General features: G+C 62.3%; 24 protein-coding genes. 4 read left to right on the top strand and 20 right to left on the bottom strand.

The window, feature by feature from the left end:
* The first annotated feature begins 191 nt into the window (after positions 1–191).
* Complete coding sequence (locus J4D28_RS20450; protein WP_103330778.1) at positions 192–1421, top strand: nucleoside recognition domain-containing protein; 1230 nt, start codon at positions 192–194, stop codon at positions 1419–1421.
* A 71-nt stretch (positions 1422–1492) separates the two neighbouring features.
* Here J4D28_RS20450 and J4D28_RS20445 read toward each other — a convergent pair whose 3' ends face one another.
* The 9 genes from J4D28_RS20445 to J4D28_RS20405 all read right to left on the bottom strand — a co-directional run bounded on the left by J4D28_RS20445 (position 1493) and on the right by J4D28_RS20405 (position 11650).
* Complete coding sequence (locus J4D28_RS20445) at positions 1493–2125, bottom strand: ABC-type transport auxiliary lipoprotein family protein (RefSeq protein ID WP_009046291.1); 633 nt, start codon at positions 2123–2125, stop codon at positions 1493–1495.
* Entirely contained in the window at positions 2122–3060 is a 939-nt protein-coding gene (locus tag J4D28_RS20440) for an MlaD family protein (protein ID WP_009046292.1), read from the bottom strand. Before J4D28_RS20440 ends, J4D28_RS20445 begins: the two co-directional genes overlap by 4 nt.
* A gap of 1 nt (position 3061) precedes the next feature.
* Positions 3062–3865 (bottom strand): ABC transporter ATP-binding protein, encoded by an 804-nt coding sequence (locus tag J4D28_RS20435; RefSeq protein WP_007924271.1) that lies wholly within the window; start codon positions 3863–3865, stop codon positions 3062–3064.
* A complete protein-coding gene (locus J4D28_RS20430) occupies positions 3862–5010 on the bottom strand; it encodes an ABC transporter permease (protein ID WP_016703904.1) in 1149 nt (382 codons plus the stop codon). The genes J4D28_RS20435 and J4D28_RS20430 overlap by 4 nt, the downstream gene beginning before the upstream one ends.
* 69 nt (positions 5011–5079) lie before the next feature.
* Positions 5080–6111 carry a DUF5924 family protein gene (locus J4D28_RS20425; RefSeq protein WP_009046294.1) on the bottom strand — a complete coding sequence of 344 codons (1032 nt, stop codon included), beginning with the start codon at positions 6109–6111 and terminating at the stop codon, positions 5080–5082.
* Between the two features lie 60 nt (positions 6112–6171).
* Positions 6172–7557: a pitrilysin family protein gene (locus J4D28_RS20420; protein ID WP_103330777.1), complete on the bottom strand. Its 1386-nt coding sequence runs from the start codon at positions 7555–7557 to the stop codon at positions 6172–6174.
* Between the two features lie 56 nt (positions 7558–7613).
* A complete protein-coding gene (locus J4D28_RS20415) occupies positions 7614–9272 on the bottom strand; it encodes a Na/Pi cotransporter family protein (RefSeq protein ID WP_009046296.1) in 1659 nt (552 codons plus the stop codon).
* A gap of 215 nt (positions 9273–9487) precedes the next feature.
* Positions 9488–10255, bottom strand: a complete 768-nt coding sequence (locus J4D28_RS20410) for a TerC family protein (RefSeq protein ID WP_009046297.1) — start codon at positions 10253–10255, stop codon at positions 9488–9490.
* Positions 10256–10342: 87 nt separating this feature from the next.
* The gene (locus J4D28_RS20405) at positions 10343–11650 is read right to left on the bottom strand and encodes a CitMHS family transporter (RefSeq protein WP_007924260.1); all 1308 of its coding nucleotides are present in this window, start codon (positions 11648–11650) and stop codon (positions 10343–10345) included.
* Between the two features lie 341 nt (positions 11651–11991).
* Here J4D28_RS20405 and J4D28_RS20400 point away from each other — a divergent pair, with 341 nt between their 5' ends.
* Positions 11992–12393: a GFA family protein gene (locus tag J4D28_RS20400; protein WP_009046298.1), complete on the top strand. Its 402-nt coding sequence runs from the start codon at positions 11992–11994 to the stop codon at positions 12391–12393.
* A gap of 56 nt (positions 12394–12449) precedes the next feature.
* Here the strand turns inward: J4D28_RS20400 and J4D28_RS20395 are convergent, their stop codons facing one another.
* From J4D28_RS20395 to J4D28_RS20345, 11 genes are all read right to left on the bottom strand, one after another.
* On the bottom strand, positions 12450–14411 hold the full coding sequence (locus tag J4D28_RS20395; protein WP_103330776.1) for a DUF4105 domain-containing protein: 1962 nt from the start codon (positions 14409–14411) through the stop codon (positions 12450–12452).
* Positions 14408–14728 (bottom strand): DUF2388 domain-containing protein, encoded by a 321-nt coding sequence (locus J4D28_RS20390; protein WP_009046300.1) that lies wholly within the window; start codon positions 14726–14728, stop codon positions 14408–14410. Before J4D28_RS20390 ends, J4D28_RS20395 begins: the two co-directional genes overlap by 4 nt.
* A 27-nt stretch (positions 14729–14755) precedes the next feature.
* Positions 14756–15064 (bottom strand): DUF2388 domain-containing protein, encoded by a 309-nt coding sequence (locus tag J4D28_RS20385; protein WP_009046301.1) that lies wholly within the window; start codon positions 15062–15064, stop codon positions 14756–14758.
* A 106-nt stretch (positions 15065–15170) separates the two neighbouring features.
* On the bottom strand, positions 15171–15488 hold the full coding sequence (locus J4D28_RS20380; RefSeq protein WP_009046302.1) for a DUF2388 domain-containing protein: 318 nt from the start codon (positions 15486–15488) through the stop codon (positions 15171–15173).
* 164 nt (positions 15489–15652) lie between these two features.
* Positions 15653–15862, bottom strand: a complete 210-nt coding sequence (locus tag J4D28_RS20375) for a DUF1127 domain-containing protein (protein WP_039967552.1) — start codon at positions 15860–15862, stop codon at positions 15653–15655.
* Positions 15863–16139: 277 nt separating this feature from the next.
* The gene (locus tag J4D28_RS20370; protein ID WP_007924247.1) at positions 16140–16355 is read right to left on the bottom strand and encodes a DUF1127 domain-containing protein; all 216 of its coding nucleotides are present in this window, start codon (positions 16353–16355) and stop codon (positions 16140–16142) included.
* A 319-nt stretch (positions 16356–16674) separates the two neighbouring features.
* Complete coding sequence (locus J4D28_RS20365) at positions 16675–18168, bottom strand: acetyl-CoA hydrolase/transferase family protein (protein WP_009046303.1); 1494 nt, start codon at positions 18166–18168, stop codon at positions 16675–16677.
* 180 nt (positions 18169–18348) lie between these two features.
* Positions 18349–19785 (bottom strand): NAD(P)(+) transhydrogenase (Re/Si-specific) subunit beta, encoded by a 1437-nt coding sequence (locus tag J4D28_RS20360; protein WP_009046304.1) that lies wholly within the window; start codon positions 19783–19785, stop codon positions 18349–18351.
* Complete coding sequence (locus J4D28_RS20355; RefSeq protein WP_003187010.1) at positions 19785–20108, bottom strand: NAD(P) transhydrogenase subunit alpha; 324 nt, start codon at positions 20106–20108, stop codon at positions 19785–19787. The genes J4D28_RS20360 and J4D28_RS20355 overlap by 1 nt, the downstream gene beginning before the upstream one ends.
* 15 nt (positions 20109–20123) lie before the next feature.
* Positions 20124–21245, bottom strand: coding sequence for a Re/Si-specific NAD(P)(+) transhydrogenase subunit alpha (locus tag J4D28_RS20350; protein ID WP_009046305.1), 1122 nt, complete (start codon positions 21243–21245; stop codon positions 20124–20126).
* A gap of 451 nt (positions 21246–21696) precedes the next feature.
* On the bottom strand, positions 21697–22596 hold the full coding sequence (locus J4D28_RS20345; RefSeq protein WP_009046306.1) for a LysR family transcriptional regulator: 900 nt from the start codon (positions 22594–22596) through the stop codon (positions 21697–21699).
* A gap of 157 nt (positions 22597–22753) precedes the next feature.
* Here J4D28_RS20345 and J4D28_RS20340 point away from each other — a divergent pair, with 157 nt between their 5' ends.
* Together J4D28_RS20340 and J4D28_RS20335 are read left to right on the top strand one after the other, a co-directional pair.
* On the top strand, positions 22754–23935 hold the full coding sequence (locus tag J4D28_RS20340; RefSeq protein ID WP_103330775.1) for an acyl-CoA dehydrogenase: 1182 nt from the start codon (positions 22754–22756) through the stop codon (positions 23933–23935).
* 13 nt (positions 23936–23948) lie between these two features.
* On the top strand, positions 23949–25169 hold the full coding sequence (locus J4D28_RS20335) for a CaiB/BaiF CoA-transferase family protein (protein ID WP_016703894.1): 1221 nt from the start codon (positions 23949–23951) through the stop codon (positions 25167–25169).
* Positions 25170–25267 lie beyond the last annotated feature (98 nt).

The following is a 25267-nucleotide window of genomic DNA, read 5'->3' as shown; positions in this document are numbered from 1 at the left end:
CCGAAGGCTGCGATAAGTTCCGCAGGAACTTCGCGATCCGGGCCGCGGCGCCTCCTGCGCAGGCGAGCGCAGCCTGTGGCAGCGGCTAGCAATGTTCTGCTCTGTCATCATCGACAAACCCCGGTCAATCCGGGGTTTGTCGTTTCTGTCCGCCCCGCTATCATTCGCCGCATCTTCTGGGGGAATAACTGATGCTCAATGGCCTGTGGCTTGGCTTCTTCATCGTGGCGGCCGTTTCAGCGCTGGCGCAGTGGCTGGTTGGCGGTAACGCCGGGATCTTCTCGGCGATGGTGGAAAGCATCTTCGCCATGGCCAAGTTGTCGGTGGAAGTGATGGTGCTGCTGTTCGGCACCCTGACCCTGTGGCTGGGCTTTTTGCGGATCGCCGAGAAGGCCGGGATCGTCGACTGGCTGGCCAAGGCCCTGGGCCCGCTGTTCACCCGCCTGATGCCGGACGTGCCGCCAGGGCACCCGGCCATCGGCCTGATCACCCTGAACTTCGCGGCCAACGGCCTGGGGCTGGACAACGCCGCCACGCCGATCGGCCTCAAGGCCATGCGCGCCCTGCAGGACCTCAACCCCAGCGAAACCACGGCGAGCAACGCGCAGATCCTGTTCCTGGTGCTGAACGCCTCGTCCCTGACCCTGCTGCCGGTGACCATCTTCATGTACCGCGCCCAGCAGGGCGCCGCCGACCCGACCCTGGTGTTCCTGCCGATCCTGCTGGCCACCAGCGCCTCGACTCTGATCGGCCTGCTGTCGGTCGCGGTGATGCAGCGCCTGCGCCTGTGGGATCCGGTGGTACTGGCCTACCTGATTCCCGGCGCCCTGGCCCTGGGCGGCTTCATGGCCCTGCTGGCCACGCTGTCGGCCACCGCGCTGGCGTCGCTGTCGTCGATCCTGGGCAACCTGACGTTGTTCGGCCTGATCATGCTGTTCCTGGTGATTGGCGCGTTACGCAAGGTCAAGGTCTACGAGGCCTTCGTCGAGGGCGCCAAGGAAGGTTTCGACGTCGCCAAGAACCTGCTGCCGTATCTGGTGGCGATGCTCTGCGCGGTAGGCGTGCTGCGCGCCTCCGGGGCCCTGGACTTCGGCCTGGACGGCATCCGCCATCTGGTGGAATGGGCTGGCTGGGACACGCGTTTCGTCGATGCCCTGCCGACGGCCCTGGTCAAGCCATTCTCCGGCAGCGCCGCGCGGGCGATGCTGATCGAAACCATGCAGACCCAGGGCGTGGACAGTTTCCCGGCGTTGGCCGCGGCGACTATCCAGGGCAGTACCGAGACCACCTTCTACGTGCTGGCGGTGTACTTCGGTTCGGTCGGCATCCAGCGCGCGCGCCATGCCGTCGGCTGCGCCCTGCTGGCCGAGCTGGCCGGCGTGGTGGCGGCGATTGCGGTGTGCTACTGGTTCTTCGGCTGATCGCGAGCAAGCTCGCTCCTACAAGGATGATAAACATCCTGTAGGAGCGAGGCCTGCCCGCGATGAGGCCGTCAGCGCCTGACCAACTGGCTGCCCTGCTTCACCGTCCACTCCACCACCTGCCGGTTCAGGGTATCCCCCGCCTGGCCAAATCCGGCGACCACCGCCGGCACCTTGGTATCGTTCAGCGGCTGGCGCACTTCGAAGCGCTGGCTGGCCAGGATCTTCTGGTCGTAGCCGCGCACCAGGCGCGCATCCAGGCGGATCACCACCGCCACGGCCTTGCCCTGGTATTCGCTCTGGAATGCCTGCAGGTTGCCGCCCAGTTCGAGATCGGTCTGCACATCGCTGTCGTCGGTGCCCAGCAGTTGCACCCGACCGTCGGCGAGGAATCCGTCCAGCAGCCGATTGCGCAACAACACCGGCGCCGGATCGCTCCAGCGCGCGTCCTTGTAGCTGCTGATCACATCGCCCTGGGGGATCACAGCGATTCTCGCGCTGTTCAAGGCGTCGCTCGCCAGGGGTTTGGTCAGGCGCAGGGACCAGGGCTGTGTGTGTCCCTGAGGCTGGGCTGCGGCGCTCTGGGCCGTGGGCAGGCGATAGATATCCACTGGGTCGGCCTGGGGCAGGATCGAGCAGGCGCCGCTCAAGGCGAAGCCGGCGGCCAGGGCCAGCCGGCCGAATGGGCGATAGGCACGCTTCATGGCGTGAACTCCTTGTTCTTGTCACTGCCCAGCAGGTAGCCGCTGGGGTTGGCTTCCAGGCGACGCGAAATGGCCCGCAGCGAGCTCAGGGTGTCGCGCAGCTCGCGCACCGCCGGCGCCAGGCCATTGAGGCCCTGGATGCCGTTGTTCAGCGAGTCCTGGTTGTCGGTCAGCAGTTTGTTGATGGTGGCGCTGCTCTGTTCCAGCGATTGCATGGCCAGCTCGGCGCTGCCGAACATCTGCTTGCCCTGCTCGTTGAGCAGGCCGTTGGCATTGCGCATCAGCGCGGTGGTCTGTTCCAGGGTGGCGCTGGCCTGCTTGCCGATGGACGCCAGTTGCTGCATGGCCAGGCGCACGTCGCCGCGCTGTTCGGCGATGGCCCCGGTGGTCTGCTCCAGGTGTTCGAGGGTGTTGCCGATGCGCTCGACGTTCTCTGGCGAGAACATGCTGTTGGCGTTGTGCAGCAGCAGGTTGACGCTGGTCATCAGGTCTTCGCTGTTGTTCAGCAAGCGGGCGATCGGCGATGGCGAAGCGACGATCACCGGCAGTTTGCCGTCCTTGCCCTGAAGCGGCTGGCTTTGTGGAGTACCGCCACTGAGCTGGATGATCGAAGTCCCGGTGATGCCGGTCAGGGTCAGCTTGGCCTGGGTGTCTTCCTTGATCGGGGTTTCGCCGCTCAGGCGGATCCGCGCCAGGACCCGGCGCGGGTCGTTCGGGTCCAGGCGCAGGCTGACCACATCGCCGACCTTGATCCCGCTGTACTGCACGGCGCTGCCTTTGGACAGGCCGCTGACGGCCTCGTTGAACACGACCTCGTAGTCCTTGAACTCCGTGTCGACGCTGGACTTGGCCAGCCACAGGCCGAACAGCAGGGCGCCGACCACCACAATCACGGTGAACAGGCCGATCAGTACATGATGGGCTCGGGTTTCCATGTCATACCTCGTTGAGCTGTGTAGCGGCCTGATACGCCGCGCGGCCGCGAGGGCCATGGAAGTACTCGTGAATCCAGGCGTCGTCGGTCTCGGCGACCTGGTCGATGGCATCCGCCACCAGCACCTTTTTCTGCGCCAGCACCGCCACCCGGTCGGTGATGGTGTACAGCGTATCCAGGTCGTGGGTGACCAGGAACACGCTCAGGCCCAGGGCGTCACGCAGGGTCAGGATCAATTGGTCGAACGCCGCGGCGCCGATCGGGTCGAGGCCGGCGGTGGGTTCGTCGAGAAACAGGATGTCCGGGTCCAGGGCCAGCGCCCGGGCCAGGGCGGCGCGCTTGATCATGCCACCGGACAGCGAGGCCGGGTATTTGTCGGCCGCCGACAGCGGTAGCCCGGCCAGCGCCAGCTTCACCGCCGCCAGGTGCTCGGCGTCGGCGCGGCTCAGGCCGGCGTGCTCGATCAGCGGCAGGGCGACGTTTTCGGTCACGGTCAGCGACGAGAACAGCGCGCCCTTCTGGAACAGCACGCCGAAGCGCCGTTCGATCAGCGAGCGCTCATGTTCCGCCAGGCTTGGCAGGTTCTGGCCGAACACCCGCACCGAGCCTTCGCTGGGCTGGCGCAGGCCGATGATGCTGCGTAGCAGTACCGACTTGCCGCTGCCCGAACCGCCGACCACGGCGAGGATCTCGCCCTTGTACAGGTCCAGGTCGAGGTTTTCGTGCACGCTCTGCGGGCCGAAGCGATTGCACAGGCCGCGGACTTCGATCACCGCCTCGGCAGGCGGACGGGTTGAACGGTTCACCAGCCCATCTCCATGAAGAACAGCGCGGCGACGGCATCGAGGACGATCACCACGAAGATCGATTGCACCACACTGGACGTGGTGTGGGCACCCACAGACTCGGCGCTGCCGCTGACCTTGAAGCCTTCCAGGCAGCCGATGGCGGCGATCAGGAAGGCGAAGATCGGCGCCTTGACCATGCCCACCAGGAAATGCTGCACGCCGATGTCCGATTGCAGCAAGGCGAGGAACATCGCTGGCGAGATATCCAGCGACAGCGCACAGACCACCCCGCCACCGACAATCCCCGAGAGCATCGCCAGGAAGGTCAGCATCGGCAGCGCCACCAGCAGCGCCAGGACCCGGGGCAGCACCAGCAGCTCCATCGGGTCCAGGCCCAGGGTGCGGATGGCGTCGATTTCTTCGTTGGCCTTCATCGAGCCGATCTGCGCGGTAAAGGCGCTCGCGGTCCGGCCGGCCATGAGGATCGCGGTGAGCAGCACGCCGAATTCACGCAGGAAGGAGAACGCCACCAGGTCCACGGTAAAGATGCTGGCGCCGAAACTCTGCAGCACCGTGGCGCCGAGGAAGGCCACTACGGCGCCCACCAGGAAGGTCAGCAGAGCGACGATGGGCGCGGCGTCGAGGCCGGTCTGCTCGATATGCGCGACCATCGGCGTGATGCGCCAGCGCTTGGGATGCAGCAGGCCACGGACCAGGGTTTCCAGGATCAGGCCGACGAAACCCAGCAGCTTCAGGCTGTCCTGCCAGATGGCGTCGACCGCCTTGCCGATCCGGGTCAGCAACAGGATGCCGACCGATACTTCCGGTTCCTTGAGCGGCACGCAGAAGTCGCTCAGCGAGCAATAGACAGTCTGCAGCAGCGCGCGGTCGGCCGAAGACAGGGTGCAGTCGGGGTGTTCGGCAGACTTGCCGAGACGCTCGGAACCCAGCAGTTCGACCAGCAGCGAGGCGCCCGCGGTATCCAGGGCGCCGAGGCCGTTGAGGTCGATGTGGGTGCTGGTGTCGTATTGTCCGGTGAGCTTTTCGCAGAGGTGCTTGAGCTCGGTGTAATGGACGAGCGTCCAGTCCCCCGTGACTCGCAACCGCGAGGGGGAACTTGACGTATCCAGTTGGGCACTGCCGGCCGTCGCGCTCTGGGTCATAAGCTCCGTGCTTGTATGGTTTTTACGCAGTGCTACGTAATACCACGATCGAGGCGACTTTGCCTTGTACTAAGGTGCTGAGTTTTGTCCGTTGGTGCCGGTGATCTTGAAGCGCAGCACGCCGATCACCTGCCCGTCTTCGGTCAGCACCCGGACCTGCCAGCTGCCGGTCGGATCGCCGGGGAAGTTCTGCTTGTGCGACCAGGCGCGGTAGCCCTCCTTGCGCCCGCCGTGGATGTCCAGGGCCACCCGGTCGACCTCTTTGCCGTTGAATTGCCAGACGTGATAAATGCGCTCGTCCAGCCCGCGCGGCGCATTGATCGCGGTGTAGGCATACAGCCCGGTGCTGCGCACGTCGCTGGCGCTGACTTCCTTGAGGCTGGCGCCGGGGGTGCGGTCCTGCAACTGGGTGCTGATGGCTTCCTCGGCGATCCACAAGGTCGCCGGCGGAACCCAGGAACGCAGCAGCCAGCCGGTGCCGCCGATGGCCAGGGTCATGCCCAGCAGCATCAGCGCACCGCGCAGGTTGCGGATCGGGAAGATCGACGCGAGGCTGGGGAATGACAGCAGCATGGCGATACCCAGGGCCAGCTTGAAGCTCTGTGCGGTGGTCAGGTGCAGGATGATCGGCAGCGCGGTCAGCAGCGCAGCGAACAGTGTCAGGGTGTGCAGGGCGAGGAACAGCCAGCGCCGCGGGGCCAGCCATTTGTAGTACAGCGGGTCGATGATCGAGACCAGCGCCGAGGCGCCCAGCAGGCCGGTGAATACCAGCTGTCCGCTGTTCCAGGCGGTGGTGATGAAGAAGAACGGCAGGACGAAAAACAGGCTTTCCTGGTGAATCATCTGCGTTGCGTAACGCAGCAGCGGCTGGGGGATTTCCCGTTTGAAGATCTTGGTGAACAGCTGGGTCAGGCTGTTTTCCAGCATCAGCCAGATCCAGCTCACCAGCATGATCACGGCGATCCAGGTGGCCAGGCCCTGTTGGCGGTCCACCAGGATGAAACTGCCGACACCGGAAATGAAACCGCCGAGCGCAATGACCCCTGGGTAGCGCTTCATCAGTTCCAGGATGCGCTGCATGTAATGAGTCAGGTTTGGCATTCGGCGATCACACTAGAAAAATCCCCGACAGAATAACGGTTTAGCATGACAAAAGACGCATCAGCCACGGATTCGTTTGCGATAAGCGCGCCAGCCGAACAGCGCCAAAATGATCAATAGCAGTGCGCCGAGGATCAGCCCGCTCAAGGCCGTGTAGCTCAGCAGCGGTTTTTCGATCCGCAGGTAGCCGGGTTGCTCCAGCAGCTGGCGCATGGCCTGGTTGGCCTGCTTCAGGCTGACGGCTTTCAGGCGCTTGGCCGGGTCGCTGAAATGTCCGTCCGCATAGTCGCTCAAGGCGCCCCAGTAGTAGTCCGCCAGGGCGCTGTTGCCCTGTACCGCCCAGGCCTGGCGGGCAATGGCGGCCTGTTGCAGGCGGGCGAAGGTGGCGGGCTCCAGGCCGTCCTTGAGCAATTGCGCCTTGAGCTCATCGATCACCTGTCGGGCCTGGGGCAGGTCCGCGCGTTCCAGGTCGGCATTCAGGCTGAGAAAGCCGACGCCACCGAACACCTCGCGTTCGCTGTTCGGTCCGTAGGACAGCTCGTGCTGCAGGCGCAGCTTCTGGTACAGCGCCCAGTCCAGGTAATCCTTGAGCAGGTCGAAGGTTTCATCGTGCTGCCGGTCGAGGGTTGGCTCGGGAAACAGCCAATGCAGCTTGGCGCTGTCGCCGACCCAGCCGTGGATCAGGCTGCGCTCGGCGACGGCCGTTTGTTGAATGTCCGGCAGGCCCTGGTGCTCGCTGGGCTCCACCGGTTCCAGCGCGCCGTAGCTGCGCTCCAGGTAGGCCGGCAACAGGCGGTCAAGGTCGCCAACGACGATCAGGGTCATGTTGTTCGGCGCGTACCAGTCCTTGCGCAGCCGCTCCAGCTGTTCGAGGGTCAGTTGATCGACCTCGGCCCGTTCGGCGCATTTCAGGCCCAGTTCCACTGCCAGCTGGTTGCTGGCGGTGTGGCCGAGGTCCTGGCGGTCCAGCCAGCGTTGCAGGTGCGAGTAGTGCCCGCCGTCCTCGCGCTCGACCACCCGTTTCGCCGTTTGCAGTGCGTTGTCGTCGAGTTCGGTGCGGGTCAAGAGGGCCAGCAGCAGGTCCAGTACCTTGCGCTGGTTTTTCGCCGGGGCCTCGATGACGAAGGTGGTGTCGGCATTGCTGGTATAGGCGTTCCACTCGCCGCCCAGGGCTTGCATGCGTTCTTCCAGCCCGCCCTCGCCGCTGGCGTCGATGCCGCTGAACAGCAGGTGTTCGAGCACATGCGGCAGTTCCTTGTCGGCGCAGCCGAAGTCGTCCAGCCCTACCCCGACCACCAGGCGAATCGCCACGTGGCCGCGCTCGCTGCCCGGCTTGAGCAGCAACTGCAGGCCGTTGGGCAGCATGTAGCCCTCGACCTGGAAGCGATCCAGGGCAAACGAGTGGGCTGATCCGAGCAGCAGACAGGCGAATAACAGGCAACGCATAACAGGCTTCCTTACGACGGGCGTAAGTTCTACAGACTTCGGGTAACTGTGGACGTTCAGGGTGAATGGGTGATGTCAGCCATATCGTCCACGGCGAGCGCACCGGTTTCGGACGTCCCCAGCACCACGTAGGCGCTGCCGCAGAACAGCGAATTCAAGCGTTTCATATCGGCGATCAGTTCCAGGTGCAGCGAACTGGTCTCGATGCTCTGGACGATTTTACGTTGCAGGCGGCTGACATGGGCATGGGCCAGGCGACGTTCCTGAGCGCGAAAGCGGCGTTTTTCCCGCAGCAACTGCCGGGCGCTTTCCGGATCGGCGCTGAGAAACACCGAAAGCCCCAATCGCAGGTTGGCGATCAGCTGTTCATGCAGGCCGACCAGTTCCTCGATGCCGACTTCGGAAAAGGAGCGGCGCTGCGCGGTCTTCTGCTGCTGGATCTTGCGCAGCATGCGTTCGATCAGGTCGCTGGCCAGTTTCAGGTTGATCGCCAGTTCGATGATTTCGGCCCAGCGCCGGCTGTCCTGTTCGCTGAGGTCTTCCCGGGGCATCTGCGCCAGGTAGAGCTTGATCGCGTTATAGAGCACTTCGACGTCGTCGTTGAGGTTGCGCATTTCCTGGGTGATCGCGGTCTGCTTGCCGTGCAGCACATCGCGCACGGCTTCGAGCATGTTATCGATCAGGTCACCGATGCGCAGGGTTTCCCGCGCCGCGTTGGCCAGGGCCAGGCTGGGGGTGGCCAGGGCAGTCGGATCGAGGTGGCGAGGCTTGGCCCGGCCGTTGGTTTCCGGGCGCTCCGGCAGCAGCCAGGCGCAGACCTTGGCCATCGGCCCGACCGTCGGCAGCAGCACCAGGCAACGCAGGGTGTTGTAGAGCAGGTGGAAACCGATCACCACCTCTTGCGGGCTGAAGTCCAGGCTGTCCATCCAGTGGGCGAGCGGGTCGAGCACCGGAATGATCAGCAGCAGGCCGATCAGCTTGTACAGCAGGCTGCCCAGCGCCACCTGGCGGCCGGCGGCGTTCTGCATGTTGGTGCTGAGAAAGGCCAGCACCCCGCTGCCGATGTTGGCGCCGATCACCAGGCCGATGGCCACCGGCAGGCTGATCACGCCGGCCCCGGCCAGGGTCGCGGTAAGCAGCACGGCCGCCAGGCTGGAGTAGGAAATCATGGCGAACAGCGCACCCATCAGGGCATCGAGCAGGATGTCGCCGGTCAGCGAGGCGAACAGGACTTTCACGCCTTGGGCATGGGTGATGGGCGCGGCGGCTTCGACGATCAGTTGCAGTGCCAGGATGATCAGCCCCAGGCCGATCCCTACCCGCCCGAGCTGGCCGGCGCGGGTCTGTTTGCGCGACAGGAAGAAGATCACCCCGAGAAAGATCAGCAGCGGCGACAGCCAGGACAGGTCGAAGGTCAGCACCCGGGCCATCAGCGCGGTGCCGACGTCGGCGCCGAGCATGGTCGCCAGGGCGGGTGTCAGGGCCATCAGCCCCTGGCCGACGAACGAGGTGACCAGCATCGCCGTGGCGTTGCTGCTCTGGACCATGGCGGTGACCAGGATCCCGGCGATGAAGGCCAGCGGACGCTTGGCCATGTTCTGGCCGATCAGGTGACGCAGGTTCGAGCCATAGACCCGCAGGATGCCGGTGCGGACGATATGCGTGCCCCAGATCAGCAAGGCCACGGCGGACAGCAAATTGAGCAGGGTGAGCATAACGGCCCCCTGTGGTGAATAGCGCCCCAGAGGGGCAAGTTAACGGTGCCGCGCGTCGTTCTACGTTCTGTACTTAAGCTGTAGTTGGCTAACGGTCCGTGCGCCAGCATCGCATAGCTGATGCGGCGATTGAAACAAAACTGTCATGAAAAAAACGGCTTTTCGCGGGCGTGAAAAAGGGGCTCGAAAGCCCCTTTTTCTGCTGCGCTCTCGGGTTATTGACCCGGGATGTCCTTGCGCAGTTTCACCGGGTCCTGCTGCTTTTTCTTTTTCGCGATGGCGGTGCGCATCTTGATGTTGATCGCCTCCACCGCCAGCGAGAAGGCCATGGCGAAGTAGACGTAGCCTTTTGGCACATGCACTTCGAACGCCTCGGCGATCAGTACGGTACCGACCACCAGCAGGAACGACAGCGCCAGCATCTTCAGCGACGGGTGCTTGTCGATGAACTCGCTGATGGTGCCTGAGGCCAGCATCATCACCAGCACCGCGACGATGATCGCCGCGACCATGACCGGCACATGGGAGACCATGCCGACGGCAGTGATCACCGAGTCCAGGGAGAACACGATGTCGATGATCGCGATCTGGATGATGGTGTAGAGGAAGTTGCCGCCCTTGCCGCTTGGTTCTTCCGCGGTTTCGTCCTCGCCTTCCAGGGCGTGGTACATCTCCTGGGAACTCTTCCAGAGCAGGAACAGGCCACCGAAGAACAGGATCAGGTCACGCCCGGAAATACCCTGGCCGAAGACCACGAACAGGTCGGCGGTCAGGCGCATGACCCAGGTGATCGACAGCAGCAGGAGGATCCGCGTGATCATGGCCAGCGCCAGGCCGAAAATCCGGGTCCGTGCCTGCATGTGTTTGGGCATGCGGCTGACCAGGATCGAGATCATGATGATGTTGTCGATACCCAGGACGATTTCCAGGGCGGTCAGGGTAAAGAAGGCAACCCAGATTTCCGGGTTGGTCAGCCATTCCATGTGTATTCCTTTGAGCGAGTGTTGTACCGCGCCAGTCGAGATTTCCGAGAACGAAGTCTAGCGGCCGACGCGGTGAGTCATTGCTTTTTATAGAGTGCTGAACAGCGGAAAAATCCCCATCAGCAAGGCGGCGAACATTATGCACAGGCAAACCAGTACTGCCCACTTGAGGGTGAAGCGCTGGTGATCGCCGAACTCGATACCGGCCAGGGCCACCAGCAGGTAGGTGGATGGTACCAGCGGGCTGAGCAAGTGGACGGGTTGGCCGACGATCGAGGCACGTGCCATTTCCACCGCGGTGATGCCGTAGTGACTGGCGGCCTCGGCGAGAACGGGCAGCACGCCGTAATAGAAGGCATCGTTGGACATGAAGAAGGTGAACGGCATGCTCACCAGCGCGGTGATCACCGCCAGGTACGGGCCCAGTGCATCCGGAATCACCGCCAGCAGGCTCTTCGACATGGCGTCGACCATGCCGGTACCGGACAGGATGCCAGTGAAGATACCGGCGGCGAAGATCAGCCCGACCACCGCCAGCACGCTGCCAGCGTGGGCCGCGACGCGGTCCTTCTGCTGTTGCAGGCATGGATAGTTGACGATCATCGCGATACTGAAGGCCACCATGAACAGCACTGGCAGCGGCAACAGGCCGGCGATCAGTGCGCACATCAGGGCGAAGGTCAGGGCGCCGTTGAACCAGATCAGCTTCGGACGGCGGGCGTCCGGGAACTGCGAGACGCTGATTTCGCTGTGGTCGATCTCGTCGCCCTGCAGGTGCAGTTCACCCAGGCGCGCACGTTCGCGCTTGCCGTACATATAGGCGATCGCCAGGATCGCCACCACGCCGGCCAGCATCGCCGGGATCATCGGCACGAAGATGTCCGATGGGTCGACATGCAGCGCACTGGCGGCACGGGCGGTCGGGCCACCCCAGGGGGTCATGTTCATCACGCCGCCAGCCAGGATGATCAGGCCGGCCATGATCCGCGGGCTCATGCCGATGCGGCTGTACAGCGGCAGCATGGCCGCCACGCAGATCATGTAGGTGGTGGCGCCGTCGCCGTCCAGGGACACCACCAGCGCGAGCACGGCGGTACCGACCGAGACCTTGAGCGGGTCACCCTTGACCAGCTTGAGGATCTTGCGCACGGCCGGGTCGAACAGGCCGGAGTCGATCATCAGGGCGAAATACAGGATGGCGAACATCAGCATCACGCCGGTCGGTGCCAGCTTGGTGATGCCTTCGAGCATCATCGGGCCGATCTTCGGGGCGAAGCCGCCGAACAGCGCGAACAGGATTGGAACGATGATCAGGGCGATCAGCGCAGACAGGCGCTTGGTCATGATCAGGAACATGAAGGTGATGACCATGGCGAAGCCAAGGAAAGTCAGCATGGGAATACTCCAGGCGTAGCGCGGCTAGGGAATGGCGAACCGGTTGGGGTCAGCGCAGAACGGGAAGCGCGGGACGTGGAGGAAGCGGGGCGAAAAGGCGGGTACGAACGGACATCAGAATCACCATTGTTGTTGTTAATTGGGCCTGGAGGCGCGAAAACGCCCAATGGCCAACCGGTCTGTTGCCGGCAGTGGAGGCGATCCTAATCGCGGAAGCTTTCAGCTACCTTTCGTTGTAGAAAGCAATGATCAGATGCGTCGCAAGCCGACGTGCGGTTAAAAAACAACCAGATCGGCCTGCTGACGGAGTTTTCCGCTGCCATTCGATGGGAGGTCCTTGTATGAGCCTGTTGCATACCGGCGGTTGCCATTGCGGCCAGCTGCGTTATCAGTTCAGTGGGCCGTTGCGCGATATCGCCCATTGCCATTGTTCGATCTGCCGACGGGTCAGCGGCGGCCTGGTGACCACCTGGATCACCCTGCCCCGCCCGGCTTTCCAGTGGCTGGCCGGGACGCCGGCGTGTTACCACTCCTCACCCGGCTGTGCGCGGTACTTCTGCCCGAACTGCGGTGCCCATCTGGCGCTGATCACACAACTGAGCCCGGACAGCATCGATGTGACCATCGCTACCCTGGATCATCCGGAACTGGCGCCGGCCGAGCGGCATATCTGGACCGACAGCCGTTTGCCCTGGCTGCACCTGGATGAGCAGCTGCCGGGAGAGGCCGAGGAGACGTTGTAAGGTTGCGGGATCGCTTCGCGGGCCAGCTATGAAGGAGGCTGGCCCGCGATGCGGGATCAGGGCAGTTCCAGCCCGCCCGCGGCCTTGTGCAAGGCTCGCAGGTGTTCGCCCAGCTGTTTCAGGTTGGCTTCGTTGGCGGCGATTTCGGCGGCGCGGTTCGGCTCCAGCAAGGCCCGTACTTCCTTGTCCAGATCGCCGGTCAGGGCCTGCAGCTGTTTCTGGCGCAGGCTGCTTTCCGACTCCAGGCGTTGCCATTCGCTTGGCTGCGGCAAGCCATAGCCGCTGCTACCGAGCAACTCGGCCGGGCGACTGAGGAAGCCGCTGTTGGCGAGGATTTCCTGCAGGGTCTTGTTGGCCTTGTCCATGCCGCCGTTCTGCAGGTCGCGAGCGCCCAGGTAACGCTGCTTGACCTCATCCTGGGCCAACAGCAGCTGGCGCCGGAAGCTCGCCTGTTCGAGCAGCAGCAAGGCAGCGCTGGTGCGCAGGTCCGCCTGGTCGAACCATTGGCGGCGCTGCGCGGCGCTCAGGGACAGCCAGTCTTCGACGCTGTTCTGTTTGATCGGCAGGTGCTTTCTCAACACCTCGAACATCGCCTGGTAACGGTCGCGGAAGGAGTCGAAGCGATACCCCAGGCGCAAGGCTTCGCGAGGATCGTCCAGCACGCTGGTGTCGGCCAGGCCACGGCCCTTGAGCACTTCCAGCAGGCCGTTGGGCATGATGCTGTCGAGCCCGGTGAGCTGGGCATTGTTGCTGCCGCTGCGCAGCAGCTTCAGGCTTTCCACGGCACAGTTGTTGGACAGGAAGTAATAGTTGCCGTCGTAGCTCCAGTGCATCTCGGCGGCGCGCTCGACCACTTCTTCGATCTCGTTGCGCGACAGGTTCAGCGGCACCGAAGCCAGGCTGCGCAGCTCGGTCTTGGTGTATTCATCGATGACCTGGGCCAACGGCAGGATAAACAGGCGGGACGGGTATTTGCCGACCAGGCCGTCCCAGCTCGACAGCTGCACGTCACCGACAAAGGCGCGGTAGGACAGCACCAGGTGCTGCTCGAGGTCCAGCCGGCAGTCCGGCCCGCGTGGCCGGCCGGGGGCGCAGATCACCAGGCGCAACATGCTGTGCCCCCAGCGGCTGACCCAGTTCTGGTTGGCTTCGGCCAGCAGGTAATCCACGGCGTAGACCCGCTCCGGGTCGACCTTGCCCAGCGGCTGCTTGGCGAAGTCGTTGCCGGCGTTGAGGAAGGCGAAGGATTGGGTGCAGGTGTCCTTGGCCTTCGGTGCCCAGCCGAAGTGTTCCTGGTAATAACGGTACAGCGCTGGCCGGCGGCAGGCGTAGCTCGGGTCCAGGAGGAAGTATTCCATGTTCACCGCGACGAACTCTTTCGGGTTGGTCGTTTCGTAGATATCCGGGCTGCGGGCGACCTGGCGGTTGTACTGCTCGCGCTCGCCGCGACGTCCGACGTATTGCGGCCAGCCAGCGAGGTCGAGCAGGCGCGGGTCGTCGCTGAGGGTGAAGCGGCGCGCGGTCTGGCCGCGGCACTGGTCCGGCAGCCCGATCAGGCCCGAGGCACTGTTCTGGCGGCTGCAACGCTGGATCAGCGTGCGCTCGGCGCCAGGCCACAGGCGCGAACGGTCATAAATATGGGTGAGTTCATGCAGCACGGTGGCGAGCATTTCCCGGCGCACGGTGCCATGGGGGCGATGGGTTTTCTGAGTGGCCGCGCTGCCGTCGGTGAGGCTGGCCAGCAGCTTGCGATTCAGGTCGAGTTCGTCGACCAGCGATGCCTGGCCGTAGGCGTTGTGAGGCATGTCGTCGGTCCAGCCGACATCGATGCGCCGGTCCAGTTGCTCGATGAAGCGCGGCGGCAGCGCTTGCATCGCTTCATCCAGCAGCGCCTGGCTGGCGTGCTGCTGTTCCGGGCTCAAGCCTTCGGTCTTGAGCCGCAGTTGCAGATCGGCCTGAGCGCTGTTGCCCAAGAGTAACAGCGCTGCACCCAGCAGCCAGGCAGCGAGCGGCCTCACAGTGCGAGGATGGCTTCGGCGAGCACCTGATCACTGGCGTCGCGGGCTTCCGGCACGCGGTTACGCAAGGTATCGAAGGCGGCCTCCAGCTGGGCGCCACGAATATCGCCGTCGCTGGCGACGAAGCTGGCGGCGTCGTCATGGGCGGCACGCACGATTTTCGAGTCGCGGATGGAGGTGGTGGTGTCCGAGGTGAAATCGATGGTACGACCAAAGGCTCGAACGATGATGTTACTGGTGGCTACCAGGGTTTGTGCCTGGGCCACATCAGCCAACAGCAACAGGCCAAGGGTGGCAGCAATCAGCGGGCTACGCATGGAACGACTCCGGGATGACAGGGATAGTTATTGGACGAGAATTGCCTGCGCCAGTTCAAGGTCGCCGACATGAAGTTGTGGCTGGGTTTTACGCAGGTATTTCAGGGCTGACTCCAGCCGGGCTCCGCGCAGGTGGCCGTCAGTGGCGACGAACGCCGCGGCATCATCCTGGGCAGCCAGTACGCGTTTGTTGTCGAAAGGCGCGGAGGTCACCTTGCTGGTGGCGTAGCCAGTGATGACCAGGCCTTGTGTGCTCAAGTCGAAAGCAGCGGCCGAGCCTGTCCAGCAAACGGCAATCAACGAAGGGACGGTAAGCAGGGATCTGAAAAAACGCATGAGTCTCGACAGCTGAAAAACCAGCGGCAAGGCTAGCGCAATGCCCGGGCGAGAGCCAGCGCCCAGGGTTTCGGGTGCGTTGGGCGCACCCGTCGCCGGACCGGTGTCAGATCGTCAGGATGGCCTGAGCGAGCTGGGCGTCAGTAGCGCTCAGTTGTGGCAACTGTTGGCGGATGTGGTCAAACGCGCTTTCCAGCTTCACTCCACGAATGGCGCCTTCGGTGGCGACAAAACTGGCGGCGTCGTCACGAGCGGCGCGCACGATTTTGTCGTCACGGAACGAGGATGTGACGTCGGAAGTCGCATCGGAAGTGGCCTTGAGTGCGCCGACAACCGCATCGGTGGTGACGATAAAGCTGGAGGCGTGGGCGTTGGAGGCCAAGGCCAGCAAGGCAGCAGCGCTGAGCAGGCGAAGACGGGACATAGGTAAAACTCCTTGATAACAGATAGGGTGGTGCTGAGTGGGCACCGGGTAGTCACTGTGGGGCAGATGAATCAGACGCCCCTTCAGGAAAATCGCTACACGCTACTGGATATTAGGCCCACCCCATCTGTTCGAATAGCCCTCTTCTGCTGTCTTGGCGCGAACTAGCGCCAGAAGGGTTTGTCCAGTTCAGCCATGCGGTCGCTATGGCTGATGCCTACATCGGACAATTGCTGATCGTTGAGCCCTGCCAGTACGCGGCGTGTCCGGGCGTTCTGTTGCATTTGGCACAAGGCGCGGTACAAGCGTTTCCACGCGCTTATCTGAGGATGGGAGAAGCTGAGAGGTGCGATACGTCCTGGTATGTGGTTCATGGTGCGGTCCTTTCGGCAGGCCGAAGTCAGGGACTTGGGACACCATGTTGCTATTCACGCAGGCTCGTATACAGATACAACAGTGTGAAATTGTACTGGTCCAGTTTTATTTATATTTAAACTGTACCTGTCTGGCCATACCCTTTCTGTACCGGCTCTTCCCAGTATTGCCAGGCCTAAAACGACAAAACCCGTCGCAGTTGCCCGCGACGGGTTTTGTTTTTTCAATTCGGGGTGCTGGCGGTGGACCCGGTGGGTCAGGGCCAGCGACGCTAACTTAGCGCCAGAACGGCTTGCTCAGCTCTTCGTAGCGTTGAGCTTCGCTGATACCTGCGTCAGCCAGCAGACGCGAATCCAGGCGAGCCAGTTGGTGGCGGCTGGAGATGCGGCGCTGCCACAACATCAGGTTGGCGAGAACGCGCAGAGGCAGGGAGGCCTGGGTTTTTGCAGCTTTGTCTTCGAAGAACAGTTCGGAACTGAGTGTACGTTCCATGGTGTGCATCCTTCCGCTTGTGGCGGGATTAGGTAGTGGTTTAACTGGTGCCCATGATCCTCCTCTCGCGCCAGTCTCTGTAGATACAGTTCATCTGTATTGTGAGGGACCAGTTAACTGTTTATAGGTGCTGTACTGTTCGGAAATGATGCAACTGTACCTATCAGCACCATTTAGGTGCGTTTCAGGACGTTTTCTTGAAAAAGGTAGGGTTTTGAGAGGGTAAAACACCAGTACAGCAGTACAGTTTTTGACAAGTGTTTAAGGACTGTCGATGAGCTGACGCAACTGTGCTTGCGTCAGCCATCGACTGTACCCATCACACAGCGAGCATGCGCCCGGTTTCTTCCAGGTTCATGTGCCAGCGCAGGGCATCGCGCAGGATGTGCGGCGTGTGGCCGCCCAGAGCGCAGGCGGCGGTGAAGTAGTCATTCAGGGGCTGGCGATAGTCCGGGTGTACACAGTTGTCGATGATCACCCGGGCCCGCTCCCGTGGCGCCAGGCCACGCAGGTCGGCCAGGCCGACTTCGGTCACCAGGATGTCGACGTCGTGTTCGGTGTGGTCGACGTGGCTGACCATTGGCACCACGCTGGAAATCGCCCCGCCCTTGGCAATGGACTTGGTGACGAAGATCGCCAGGTGCGCGTTGCGAGCGAAGTCACCCGAACCGCCGATGCCGTTCATCATCCGCGTGCCGCAGACGTGGGTGGAATTGACGTTGCCGTAGATGTCGAACTCCAGGGCGGTGTTGATGCCGATGATGCCCAGGCGACGCACCACTTCCGGATGGTTGGAGATCTCCTGCGGGCGCAGCACCAGCTTGTCCTTGTAACGCTCCAGATTGCCGAACACATCGGCATTGCGCCGGCTCGACAGGGTGATCGAGCTGCCCGAAGCGAAGCTCAGCTTGCCGGCGTCGATCAGGTCGAAAGTCGAATCCTGCAGCACTTCGGAGTACATGGTCAGGTCTTCGAACGGCGATTCGATCAGGCCGCACATCACCGCGTTGGCGATATTGCCGATACCCGCCTGCAGCGGGCCGAGCTTGTTGCTCATGCGCCCAGCGTCCACTTCCTGCTTGAAGAAGTTGATCAGGTGATTGGCGATCCCCTGGGTTTCGCTGTCTGGCGTCGAAACAGTGGATGGCGAGTCCGCCTGGTTGGTGATGACGATAGCGACGATCTTCTCCGCCGGGATCGGGATGGCGGTGCTGCCGATACGGTCGTCGACCTTCACCAGCGGGATGGGCGTGCGGGTCGGCCGGTAGGTCGGGATATAGATGTCGTGCAGACCTTCCAGGTTCGGGTTGTGCGCCAGGTTGATCTCGACGATCACGTGCTTGGCGAAGATCGCGAAACTGGCGGAGTTGCCCACCGAGGTGGTCGGCACGATATGGCCTTGCTCGGTGATCGCCACGGCTTCGATGACGGCGATGTCCGGCAGCTTGAGCTGCTGGTTGCGCAGCTGTTCCACGGTTTCCGACAGGTGCTGGTCGATGAACATCACCTCGCCGGCATTGATCGCCTTGCGCAGGGTGCTGTCGACCTGGAACGGCATACGTCGGGCCAGGACACCGGCCTCGGTCAGTTGCTTGTCGAGGTCGTTGCCCAGGCTGGCGCCGGTCATCAGGCTGATTTTCAGTGGGGTTACCTTGGCGCGCTCGGCCAATGCATGGGGCACGGCCTTGGCTTCGCCGGCGCGGGTGAAGCCGCTCATGCCGACGGTCATGCCGTCCTGAATCAGAGCGGCAGCGTCGGCGGCGCTCATCACCTTATCCAACAACGAAGGCAAGCGGATACGATCACGGTACATGGATTGTTATCTCGGGCAGCGGAAGCAAGATGCGCAGTCTAGTGATTTCAAAAAAATTCGTCCCGCTACCAAGGTCGAATGAAAGGCCGCGATTTAGAGCCTTTTGTCGGGTTTGTGCGGGAAATAAAAAACCCCAGCCTACTAAAGGCTGAGGTCTTGGGTGTTGCGCTGGAGCAGGGTTTACTCGACGGCTTTGACCATGTCTTCGATGACTTTCTTGGCGTCGCCGAACACCATCATGGTCTTGTCCAGGTAGAACAGTTCGTTGTCCAGGCCGGCATAACCGCTGGCCATCGAACGCTTGTTGACGATGACGGTCTTGGCCTTGAACGCCTCGAGAATCGGCATGCCGGCGATCGGCGATTTCGGATCGTTCTTCGCCGCCGGGTTGACCACGTCGTTGGCGCCGAGCACCAGCACCACGTCGGCCTGGCCGAACTCGGAGTTGATGTCTTCCATCTCGAACACCTGGTCGTACGGCACTTCGGCCTCGGCCAGTAGTACGTTCATGTGGCCGGGCATGCGCCCCGCGACCGGGTGGATCGCGTACTTCACGGTCACGCCACGGTGTACCAGTTTCTCGGTCAGCTCTTTCAGCGCGTGCTGGGCCCGCGCGACCGCCAGGCCGTAACCCGGAACGATGATCACGGTGTCGGCGTTGGTCAGCAGGAAGGTGGCGTCGTCGGCCGAGCCGGACTTCACCGGGCGGGCTTCTTGCGCGCCCGCCGGGCCGCCAGCGTCTGCAGTGTTGCCGAAGCCGCCAAGCAGTACGTTGAAGAACGAACGGTTCATCGCCTTGCACATGATGTACGACAGGATCGCACCGGACGAACCCACCAGGGAGCCGGCGATGATCAGCATCGAGTTGTTCAGCGAGAAGCCGATCCCTGCCGCTGCCCAGCCCGAGTAGCTGTTGAGCATCGACACCACCACCGGCATGTCGGCACCGCCGATCGGGATGATGATCAGCACGCCCAGCACGAAGGCCAGGACCAGCATCAGGGCGAAGGCGCTGAGATTGCCGGTGAACATGAAGGTCACGCCCAGGCCCAGGGTCGCCAGGCCGAGAATCAGGTTCAGTTTGTGTTGGCCGCCGAACTGTACCGGTGCGCCCTGGAACAGGCGGAACTTGTACTTGCCCGACAGCTTGCCGAAGGCGATTACCGAACCGGAGAAGGTAATGGCGCCGATGGCCGCGCCGAGGAACAGCTCCAGGCGGTTACCGGCTGGAATCGAATCCCCCAGTTGCTTGACGATGCCCAGGGACTGCGGCTCGACCACGGCGGCGATGGCGATGAACACCGCTGCCAGACCGATCATGCTGTGCATGAAGGCCACCAGCTCCGGCATCTTGGTCATTTCCACGCGCTTGGCCATGATCGAACCGGCGGTGCCACCGATCAGCAGGCCGACGATCACGTAGCCGATGCCGACAGTCGCCAGTTCCGAACCCAGCTTGAACACCAGGCCGACGGTGGTGACGATCGCCAAGGCCATGCCGAGCATGCCGAACAGGTTGCCGCGACGCGAGGAGGTCGGGTGCGACAGGCCTTTGAGGGCCTGGATAAAGCAGATCGACGCGATCAGGTAGAGCGTCGTTACCAGATTCATGCTCATTACTTGGGCGCCTCTTCTTTTACGGCTTTCGGGGCTTTTTTCTTGAACATCTCAAGCATGCGGCGGGTTACCAGGAAGCCACCGAACACGTTGACCGCGGCCAGGGCCACGGCCAGCGTGCCCATGGTCTTGCCCAGTGGCGTCACGGTCAGGGCGGCGGCCAGCATGGCGCCGACGATCACGATCGCCGAAATGGCGTTGGTTACCGCCATCAGCGGGGTGTGCAGTGCGGGTGTAACGTTCCAGACCACGTGATAACCGACATAAATCGCCAGCACGAAGATGATCAGGTTGTAGATACCGGGGGAGATAAGCTCTTCCATCGTCTGAATCCCTGCTTAGGCGTTTTTACGGATGACTTGGCCGTCGCGGCACATCAGGCACGCGGCGACGATGTCGTCTTCTAGGTTGACCTCGAACTGACCTTCTTTAGTGAAGACGAGCTTCAGGAAGTCCAGCAGGTTGCGGGCGTACAGCGCCGAGGCATCGGCAGCGACAGCGCCGGCCAGGTTGGTCGGGCCGACAATGGTTACGCCATTGTCGACGACCACCTGATCCGCCACGGTCAGCGGGCAGTTGCCGCCCTGGGCCGCGGCGAGGTCGATGACCACCGAGCCTGGCTTCATCTGGGCCACGGTTTCGGCGCTCAGCAGCACTGGCGCCTTGCGGCCTGGAATCAGGGCGGTGGTGATCACGATGTCCGCCTGTTTGGCGCGTTCGTGCACGGCCTGGGCCTGGCGCTGCATCCAGCTGGCAGGCATCGGGCGCGCGTAACCACCGACACCGACGGCGCATTCGCGCTCTTCATCGGTCTCGTAAGGCACGTCGACGAACTTGGCCCCCAGGGATTCGATCTGTTCCTTGACCGCCGGACGTACGTCCGAGGCCTCGATCACCGCGCCCAGGCGCTTGGCGGTGGCAATGGCCTGCAGGCCGGCAACCCCGGCACCGAGAATCAGCACGCGAGCAGCCTTCACGGTGCCCGCGGCAGTCATCAGCATCGGCATGAAGCGCGGGTAATAGTGGGCAGCGAGCAGCACCGCCTTGTAACCGGCGATGTTGGCTTGCGAGGACAGCACATCCAGGCTCTGGGCCCGCGAGGTACGTGGCGCTGCTTCCAGGGCAAAGGCGGTGATGCCGCATTCGGCCATCTTGGCAATGGTTTCATTGCTGAACGGATTGAGCATGCCCACCAGGACGGTGCCGCTTTTGATCAGGGCCAGCTCGCTGTCACTGGGAGCCACGACCTTGAGAATCAGCTCCGCGCCGAATGCATCGTTGGCGCTGCCAATGGTTGCACCTGCCGCTTCATAGGCACTGTCGACAACACTGGCGTTGATGCCGGCGCCGCTCTGCACAGTGACTTTATGACCCTGGCCGATCAGTTTCTTGATGGTTTCCGGGGTTGCAGCAACCCGTGTTTCACCCGTTTGGGTCTCGAGAGGAACACCAATGTGCACGTCAAATCTCCTGCTTGATCTTATTGCTTTCGATCTTTTCTAGAAGGCCAGCGCACTACGGATGGTGCAACTGGGGCGGCCGATCAGCACGATCCCGCCAGAATCAAGGCGGGGCGCGGCATTTTGCAGGCGAACATTACGCCCTTCAAGGGATTATGAGGGGTGACGGAAAATTAACTACAAGTCACCCTGTGACCGAATGTCGCAAGGGTTGGGCTCAATCCCTTGTAAGTCGTGACCTGTAAGGATTTCGACGGAAAATAAAACAATTTTCATATTGCTCGCGTGAATGAGCGTTCATGACCCTCAAAAAGCCCTACAAGCCACGTGGTTAGGCGCTTGTAGGACGGTTGTCCCGCTTATCGATACAGTCTGTCTGAATGCGACATTTAGTTATATCTGTAGTGTTTGGTTTTTTCTGACTACGAAGTCAGCTTGTTGCCCTGCCCTGCTATTTCTCTAGGCTGTAGCTTTGTGCCTGCTCCACCAGCCAATCGCGAAAAGCCCGTAAAGACGCTGATTCCACCTTGCGCTCGGGAATCATCAGGTAATACGCCTTGATGCTCGCCAGGGCTTCGGGGTTGGCGATCACCAGGCGCTTTTCCCTCAGCTCCCGTTGAATAAGGAATGGCGGGATCAGGGCGATGCCCATGTCGTGCATGGCGGCCTGCGCCAGCATGGAGAATAGTTCGTAACGCGGGCCTGTCATGTCCCGCGGGATATTCAGGTGCTGTGAGTTGAACCATTGCCGCCAGGCATAGGGGCGCGTGGTCTGCTGCAGCAGCGGCAGCTCGGCGATTTCTTCGGCACTTAGCCGGGTGCGGTTACCCAGGGTCGCGGGGCTGCACACCGGCATTGGGTTTTCTCCCATCAGGCGATGGGATTGGGTGCCCGACCAGTCGGCATCGCCAAAGTAAATCGCGGCGTCGAAGTCGGTATCGGCGAACAGGAAAGGCCGGGTGCGGTTGGTCAGGTTGACCGTGACTTCCGGGTGTCGCTGCTGAAAATCCTTGAGTCGGGGCAGCAGCCATTGGGTGCCAAAGGTCGGGACCACCGCCAGCTCGATGACGTTGGCGCCCTGCTGGCCCATGACGGAAAGCGTGTCGCGCTCCACCGCGTCCAGTTGGGTGGCCACGCGGCGGCTGTAGGAGAGCCCGGCTTCGGTCAGCTTGACGCCGCGCCGGGACCGGCGGAACAGCTCGACCCCGAGAAACTCTTCCAGGCTGGCGATCTGTCGGCAAATTGCGCCCTGGGTTAGCGAAAGCTCCTGCGCCGCCTTGGTAAAGCTCTCGTGGCGTGCGGCGGCTTCGAAGCTGATCAGGGCGGCTGTGCTGGGGATCTTTCTGCGCATGTACGGCAATCTCACTAATGGAATCGCTAAAAGCCACTTACGGCTGTTACGGAGTGAGAAATTAGCACAACAGTATGCGAAATCCTCGTTTGCCGCGCCCGGCAAGCCGGCCTAGGATCAACCCACGAACGTTGACCTACTTCACGAGGACTCACTCATGGGCGGTAAAGCAAGCTTCAACTGGATCGATCCCCTTCTGCTGGATCAACAGCTCACTGAAGAAGAGCGCATGGTGCGCGACAGTGCCGAGCAATTCGCTCAGGGCAAGCTGGCGCCGCGTGTGCTCGAAGCTTTCCGTCATGAAAAGACCGACCCGGCGATCTTCCGCGAAATGGGCGAAGTCGGCCTGCTGGGTGCCACCATTCCCGAGCAGTACGGTGGCAGCGGCCTGAACTATGTCTGCTACGGCCTGATTACCCGTGAAGTGGAGCGTGTGGATTCCGGCTACCGCTCGATGATGAGCGTGCAGTCCTCCCTGGTGATGGTGCCGATCAACGAATTTGGTACCGAAGCCCAGAAGCAGAAGTATTTGCCGAAACTGGCTTCTGGCGAGTGGATCGGCTGCTTTGGTCTGACCGAACCCAACCATGGTTCCGACCCGGGCGCGATGGTTACCCGTGCTCGCAAGGTGGACGGCGGTTACAGCCTGACTGGCAGCAAGATGTGGATCACCAACAGTCCGATCGCTGATGTGTTTGTGGTGTGGGCCAAGGACGATGCTGGCGATATCCGCGGCTTCGTGCTGGAAAAAGGCTGGAAAGGTCTGAGTGCTCCGGCGATTCACGGTAAGGTCGGCCTGCGCGCTTCCATCACCGGCGAAATCGTCATGGACAACGTCTTTGTTCCGGAAGAGAACATCTTCCCGGACGTGCGTGGCCTGAAAGGTCCGTTCACCTGTCTGAACTCTGCCCGCTACGGCATTTCCTGGGGCGCTCTGGGTGCGGCCGAATTCTGCTGGCACACCGCTCGCCAATACACCCTGGATCGTCAGCAATTCGGTCGCCCGCTAGCGGCTACCCAACTGATCCAGAAAAAACTGGCAGACATGCAGACCGAGATCACCCTCGCCCTCCAAGGCTGCCTGCGTCTGGGCCGGATGAAGGATGAAGGCACGGCGGCGGTTGAAATTACCTCGATCATGAAGCGCAACTCTTGCGGCAAGTCGCTGGACATCGCTCGCATGGCTCGCGACATGCTGGGTGGTAACGGCATCTCCGACGAGTTCGGTATCGCCCGTCACCTGGTCAACCTGGAAGTGGTGAATACCTACGAAGGGACCCATGACGTCCATGCCTTGATCCTGGGGCGCGCGCAGACCGGCATCCAGGCGTTCTACTAATAGGAGAGCGACCATGGGCGCGTTATCTCATTTGCGGGTGCTGGACTTGTCGCGAGTGCTGGCCGGGCCTTGGGCCGGTCAGATCCTGGCAGACCTGGGGGCCGAGGTAATCAAGGTCGAGCGTCCGGGCAATGGTGACGATACCCGCGCCTGGGGGCCGCCTTTCCTCAAGGACGCTTATGGCGAGAACACCACGGAGGCTGCCTATTACCTGTCGGCCAACCGTAACAAGCAGTCGGTGACCATCGACTTCACTCGGCCGGAGGGTCAGCGCCTGGTGCGCGAACTGGCGGCCAAGTCCGACATTCTGATCGAGAACTTCAAGGTTGGCGGTTTGGCGGCCTATGGGTTGGACTACCAGTCGCTGAAGGCGCTCAACCCTGACCTGATCTATTGCTCCATTACCGGCTTCGGCCAGACCGGGCCTTATGCCAAGCGTGCCGGCTACGACTTCATGATCCAGGGGCTGGGCGGGCTGATGAGCCTGACCGGGCGTCCTGAGGGCGACGAAGGTGCCGGGCCGGTGAAGGTCGGGGTGGCGTTGACGGATATCCTGACGGGGCTGTATTCGACTGTGGCGATTCTTGCCGCGCTGGCGCATCGGCAGCACAGCGGTGGTGGGCAGCACATCGATATGGCGCTGCTGGATGTGCAGGTTGCGTGTCTGGCCAACCAGGCGATGAATTACCTGACCACTGGAGTCGCTCCCAAGCGCCTGGGTAATGCTCACCCGAATATCGTGCCTTATCAGGACTTTCCTACGGCGGATGGTGATTTCATCCTTACCGTGGGGAATGACGGGCAGTTCCGCAAGTTTGCCGAGGTGGCGGGCCAACCGCAGTGGGCGGACGATCCGCGTTTTGCGACTAATAAACTGCGGGTTGCCAATCGGGCGGTGCTGATTCCACTGATTCGTCAGGCCACGGTATTCAAGACCACTGCTGAGTGGGTCACCCAGTTGGAGCAGGCGGGAGTGCCTTGCGGTCCTATCAACGACCTGGCGCAGATGTTCGAAGATCCGCAGGTCAAGGCGCGCGGGTTGGCGATCGAGCTGCCCCATGCGTTGGCCGGGCTGGTGCCTCAGGTGGCGAGTCCGATCCGTCTCTCCGAAACGCCGGTCGAGTACCGTCATGCTCCTCCTTTATTAGGAGAGCATACCGCCCAGGTTCTGCAGCGGGTGTTGGGGCTTGAGCTTGAGTCCGTGGATGCCTTGCGAGCCTCGGGCGTGTTGTGAATGTGCTCTTCTATATAGAGAGCATCTGATCCCTTCTATATATGAGGCTTGAAAACACCCCTTTTGGGGTGTTTTCAAGTTTATTCATAGTAAAAGCA

It is taken from the genome of Pseudomonas sp. GW531-T4 (assembly GCF_017349615.1).
Lineage (GTDB): Bacteria > Pseudomonadota > Gammaproteobacteria > Pseudomonadales > Pseudomonadaceae > Aquipseudomonas > Aquipseudomonas chlororaphis_I.
This window is presented reverse-complemented; position numbering and strand designations above follow the sequence as displayed.